The 5,185-nt window shown below is 67.2% G+C and carries 5 protein-coding genes; 4 read left to right on the top strand and 1 reads right to left on the bottom strand.

Annotated elements, in window-relative coordinates:
* The 4 genes from KH616_RS20930 to fahA all read left to right on the top strand — a co-directional run.
* The coding region (locus KH616_RS20930; RefSeq protein WP_292250449.1) for an FAD-dependent oxidoreductase at positions 1-1,512 on the top strand (1,512 nt) is incomplete at its 5' end.
* A 28-nt stretch (positions 1,513-1,540) separates the two neighbouring features.
* Complete coding sequence (locus KH616_RS20925) at positions 1,541-1,768, top strand: DUF2783 domain-containing protein (protein WP_292250447.1); 228 nt, start codon at positions 1,541-1,543, stop codon at positions 1,766-1,768.
* Between the two features lie 67 nt (positions 1,769-1,835).
* The gene (gene hmgA, locus KH616_RS20920; RefSeq protein WP_292250446.1) at positions 1,836-3,170 is read left to right on the top strand and encodes a homogentisate 1,2-dioxygenase; all 1,335 of its coding nucleotides are present in this window, start codon (positions 1,836-1,838) and stop codon (positions 3,168-3,170) included.
* Positions 3,167-4,498 carry a fumarylacetoacetase gene (gene fahA, locus KH616_RS20915; protein WP_292250444.1) on the top strand — a complete coding sequence of 444 codons (1,332 nt, stop codon included), beginning with the start codon at positions 3,167-3,169 and terminating at the stop codon, positions 4,496-4,498. The genes hmgA and fahA overlap by 4 nt, the downstream gene beginning before the upstream one ends.
* Before the next feature lie 81 nt (positions 4,499-4,579).
* Here the strand turns inward: fahA and KH616_RS20910 are convergent.
* On the bottom strand, positions 4,580-5,185 hold a 606-nt coding region (locus tag KH616_RS20910; RefSeq protein WP_292250442.1), incomplete at its 5' end, for an MFS transporter.

Raw genomic sequence — 5,185 nt, 5'->3', positions numbered from 1 at the left:
GTGCTGCTCGACGACGACGACACGCTGTCCACCGGCTCGCGTGCGATCTGCTTCGCGAAGCGCACGCTCGAGATCTTCGACCGGCTCGGCTGTGGCGAGCGCTTTGTCGAGAAAGGCGTGAGCTGGCATGTCGGCAAGGTATTTCTGCAGGACGAGCAGCTCTACGCGTTCGACCTGCTGCCCGAAGCGGGCCACGCGCGGCCCGCGTTCATCAATCTGCAGCAGTACTACGTCGAAGGCTATCTCGCCGAACGCGCGTTCGAACTGCCGAACCTCGACATTCGCTGGAAGAGCAAGGTGACGGGACTCGTTCAGTCGACCGAGCAGGTCGAACTGACGGTGGAAACGCCGGAAGGCGTGGAGACGCTGCGCGCGCAGTACGTGGTCGCCGCCGACGGCTCGCACAGCCCGGTGCGCGGGATGATGGGACTTGAAAGCCACGGCCGCACGTTCAAGGACCGTTTCCTGATCGCCGACGTGAAGATGAAGGCGCCATTTCCGGCCGAGCGCTGGTTCTGGTTCGATCCGCCGTTTCATCGCAACCAGTCGGTGCTGTTGCATCGTCAGCCCGACAATGTGTGGCGCATCGATTTCCAGCTCGGCTGGGACGCCGATCCGGCCGTCGAGAAGCAGCCCGAGCGCGTGATTCCGCGTGTGCGGGCGCTGCTCGGCCAGAACGTCGAGTTCGAGCTGGAGTGGGTGAGCGTCTATACGTTCCGTTGCCAGCGGATGGATGCGTTTCGTCATGGCCGCGTGCTGTTCGCGGGCGATGCGGCGCACGGCGTGTCGCCGTTCGGCGCGCGCGGCGCCAATAGCGGCGTGCAGGATGCGGACAACCTCGCGTGGAAGCTGAAGCTCGTGCTCGATGGCGTGGCGGCTGATCGCCTGCTCGACACCTATGCGAGCGAGCGCGAGTTCGCCGCCGACGAGAACATTCGCAACTCGACGCGTTCGACCGACTTCATCACGCCAAAGAGTCTGGTGTCGCGGATGTTCCGCGATGCGACGCTGAAGCTCGCGCGCGACTGCGAATTCGCACGCAAGCTTGTCAACAGCGGCCGACTGTCGGTGCCCGCCGTGCTCGCGGATTCACCGCTCAACACGGCAGACCGGAATGGCGACGTTTTTGCATGCGCGATGCGGCCCGGCACGGCGGCCGCCGATGCCCCGGTGCGCATGCACGGCGCGGCTGGCTGGCTGTTGCAGCATGTGCGCGACGGCTTCACGGGGCTGCTGTTCGGTCTGCCGGACGATGCGGCCGCGCTCGCGCAAGCGGTCGCCGGTCATGCGTTGCCGGTCAAGCCGGTGCTCGTCGTGCCGGCCGGCCATGCGCGCGCGGTGCGCGGCATCGATGTCGTGGAGGACGTCGACGGTCTCGCCGCGCGGCGCTACGACGCGCAGCCCGGCACGTTCTATCTGCTGCGTCCCGACCAGCACGTGTGCGCACGGATGCGCGCGCTCGATCCGCTGGCAATCGGCGAAGCGCTCGCGCGGGCGATCTGCTCGGCCTGAGTCCCTAAAAAATATCGGAGACATCGTCATGCACCTCGACACCCGCTTGCGTCTGGCCGATCCGGACGCATTCTACGAATCGCTGATCGACATGCATCGCGACCTGACCGACAGCGACAGCCAGCTCGTCAATGCGAAGCTGATCCTGCTGCTCGCGAATCAGATCGGCGATCTCGATGTGCTGCGCGAGGCGATGGCGCTCGCACGGCAAGGCGTGACGCCGCCGGCGCATCCCGCCGCGGAGGCCGTGCAATGAGCGCCGGGACGATGGAGGTGCGGCGCGGCAGCGCCGGACGTCGCATGAATGAAGGAGAAAAGCAACGATGACGCTTGACCTGTCGAAGCCGGCGGCCGCCGGCTACCTGAGCGGTTTCGCGAACGAGTTCGCGACCGAGGCGCTGCCGGGCGCGCTGCCGCACGGCCGCAACTCGCCGCAGCGCGCGCCGTACGGGCTGTATGCCGAACAGCTGTCCGGCACGGCGTTCACCGCGCCGCGCGGGCATAACCGGCGCTCGTGGCTGTATCGCATCCGTCCGGCCGCGGTGCACCGGCCGTTCGAGCCGTTCGCGGGGCCGCAGCGTCTCGTGTCGGAGTTTGCCGATTCCGCCGACGTGCCGCCGACTCCGCCGAACCAGCTGCGCTGGAATCCGCTGCCGATGCCGGTCGAGCCGACCGATTTCGTCGAAGGCTGGGTGACGATGGCCGGCAACGGCTCGGCCGCCGCGATGAGCGGCTGCGCGATCCACCTGTACGCGGCGAACCGCTCGATGCAGGATCGTTTTTTCTACAGCGCCGACGGCGAACTGCTGATCGTCCCGCAAGCGGGGCGCCTGCATATCGCGACCGAAATGGGCCGGCTCGACGTCGAGCCGTTCGAGATCGCGGTGATCCCGCGCGGCGTGCGTTTCACGGTCGCGCTGCCGGACGGCGAAGCGCGCGGCTACCTCTGCGAGAATTTCGGCGCGCAGCTGCGTCTGCCGGATCTCGGCCCGATCGGATCGAACGGCCTCGCGAATCCGCGCGATTTCCTGACGCCGCAGGCCGCCTACGAAGATCGTGAAGGCGCGTTCGAACTGATCGCGAAGCTCAACGGCCGGCTCTGGCGCGCGGATATCGGTCACTCGCCGCTCGATGTGGTCGCGTGGCACGGCAACTACGCGCCGTACAAGTACGACCTGCGTCTGTTCAACACGATCGGCTCGATCAGCTACGACCATCCCGACCCGTCGATCTTCCTCGTGCTGCAGTCGCAAAGCGATACGCCGGGCGTCGATGCGATCGACTTCGTGATCTTCCCGCCGCGCTGGCTCGCGGCCGAGTATACGTTCCGTCCGCCCTGGTTCCACCGCAACGTCGCGAGCGAATTCATGGGGCTCGTGCACGGCGCATACGACGCGAAGGCCGAAGGCTTCGTGCCGGGCGGCGCGAGCCTGCATAACTGCATGTCGGGCCACGGACCGGATGCGGACACGTTCGAGAAGGCGTCGGCGAGCGATACGACCAGGCCGCACAAGGTCGACGACACGATGGCGTTCATGTTCGAGACCCGCACGCTGATCCGGCCGACGCGCTTCGCGCTCGACACCGCGCAGCTGCAGGCCGATTACTTCCAGTGCTGGCAAGGCATCAAGAAACACTTCAATCCGGAGCAACGATGAGCGTGACCCCTGAACTGCGCGCGACGCTCGATCCGGCTCGCAAGAGCTGGCTCGATACGGCGAACGACGCCGCCTGCGATTTCCCGATCCAGAACCTGCCGTTCGGCATGTTCAGCGATGCGCGCAATCCGTCGCGCCGCGTGGGTGTTGCGCTCGGCGACCAGATCGTCGATCTGGCGGAACTGCAGCGCGCGGGTTTGCTGACGCTGCCTTTGGCGAGCGCGGACGATTACATCGCGATGCGGGGTCGGGCATTCGAGCAGCCGACGCTGAACGACTTCATCGCGCTCGGCCGCGATGCGTGGCGCAGCGTGCGCGTGCAGTTGAGCGAACTGTTCTCGCGCGACACCGCGCGCCTGCGCGACGATGCGGCATTGCGCGCGAAGGTGCTCGTCGCGCAGCGCGACGCGACGCTCTATCTGCCCGTCGAGATTCCCGGCTACACCGATTTCTATTCGTCGAAGGAGCATGCGACCCATGTCGGCTCGATGTTCCGCGATCCGAAGAATGCGCTGCTGCCGAACTGGTCGGAGATGCCGATCGGCTACAACGGGCGCGCGTCGTCGGTGATCGTCAGCGGCACGCCGGTGCGGCGCCCGAACGGGCAACTCAAGTTGCCCGATCAGGATCGTCCGGTGTTCGGCGCATGCCGCAAGCTCGACATCGAACTGGAGACCGGCTTTATCGTCGGAAAGGGCAACGCGCTCGGCGAGCCGATCGCCTGCGAGGATGCCGAAGCGCACATCTTCGGGATGGTGCTGCTGAACGACTGGAGCGCACGCGACATCCAGCAATGGGAATACGTGCCGCTCGGGCCGTTCAACGCGAAGACCTTCGCGACGACGATCTCGCCGTGGATCGTCACGCTCGACGCGCTCGAGCCGTTCCGTACCGCGCAGCCCGAGCAGTCGCCGCAGCCGCTCGCGTACCTGCGGCATGCGGGCGCGCACGCCTTCGACATCGCGCTGGAAGTGACGCTGCGTGCCGAAGGCGCGGCAGAGGCCACGACGGTCTGCCGCACCAACTTCAAATACATGTACTGGACGATGGCGCAACAGCTCGCGCATCACACCGTTGCGGGCTGCAATACGCGAGTCGGCGATCTGATGGGTTCGGGCACGATCAGCGGCCCGACGCAGGGTTCGTTCGGCAGCCTGCTCGAACTGACGTGGAACGGCAAGACGCCGCTCGCGCTGGCGGGCGGCGGCAGCCGGACGTTCATCGAAGACGGCGACGAGCTGACGCTCGCCGGCTGGTGCCAGGGCGACGGCTATCGCGTCGGCTTCGGCACCTGCGTGGGCAAGATCATGCCGGCATTGACGGCGTAAGCGGCGAACCGTCCGCGCCCGGCAGGCCCGCACATGCGATGTGCGGCGACAGGTGGCGATGTGTGACGCGGCGTCGCCGGGTCAGGCCGCACGTTGCGGCGCGGCCCGGCGTTCCCACAGCGCGGCGGCGATGAACGCGGCGACGCTGCCGGCCAGCACGCCGACCAGCGTGTCGCTGCCGAACTGCTCCATCAGCGCGCCGGCGACGAGCGGGCCGCCGAAGCTCGCCGCGCTCCACGACGCGGATACGAGCGAACTCGCGGTGACGAGTGCGCCGCCACGAAAGCGCTCGCCGCACGCGACGAGCGACAGCGTGTAGATACTGCCTGCCGCGGCGCCGAGCACGAACAGCAGCGGCCAGCACAGCCACGGATACGTCACGACGAACGGCAGCAGCGGCAAGCCCGCGAGCACGATCCAGCCCGCGCCGAGATGCACGCGTTCGCGGCCGAGCTTGTCCGCGAGCCAGCCGATCGGGAATTGCATCGCGGTGTCGCCGAACAGCATGATCGATGCGAGCAGCACCGCGGTTCCGCTCGCGACGCCGTGCGCCATCGCGAAGATCGGCAGCAGCGACAGTGCGAGCGTATCGAACAGCGCGAAGAAGCCGTTACCGATGATGAGCGCCGGCATGCGCGGCATCACATCGCGCCAGCTGTCGTGCGCGGCATGCTGGGTGTCGTCGGC

Origin of the sequence: Burkholderia sp., assembly GCF_018375725.1 — a bacterium.
Classification (GTDB): domain Bacteria; phylum Pseudomonadota; class Gammaproteobacteria; order Burkholderiales; family Burkholderiaceae; genus Burkholderia.
This window is presented reverse-complemented; position numbering and strand designations above follow the sequence as displayed.

What these genes read in the sequence shown, in the direction of transcription:
- KH616_RS20925 (WP_292250447.1), top strand. Translation starts at nt 1,541, where the DNA reads ATGCACCTCGACACCCGCTTGCGTCTGGCCGATCCGGACGCATTCTAC.
- hmgA (WP_292250446.1), top strand. Translation starts at nt 1,836, where the DNA reads ATGACGCTTGACCTGTCGAAGCCGGCGGCCGCCGGCTACCTGAGCGGT.
- fahA (WP_292250444.1), top strand. Translation starts at nt 3,167, where the DNA reads ATGAGCGTGACCCCTGAACTGCGCGCGACGCTCGATCCGGCTCGCAAG.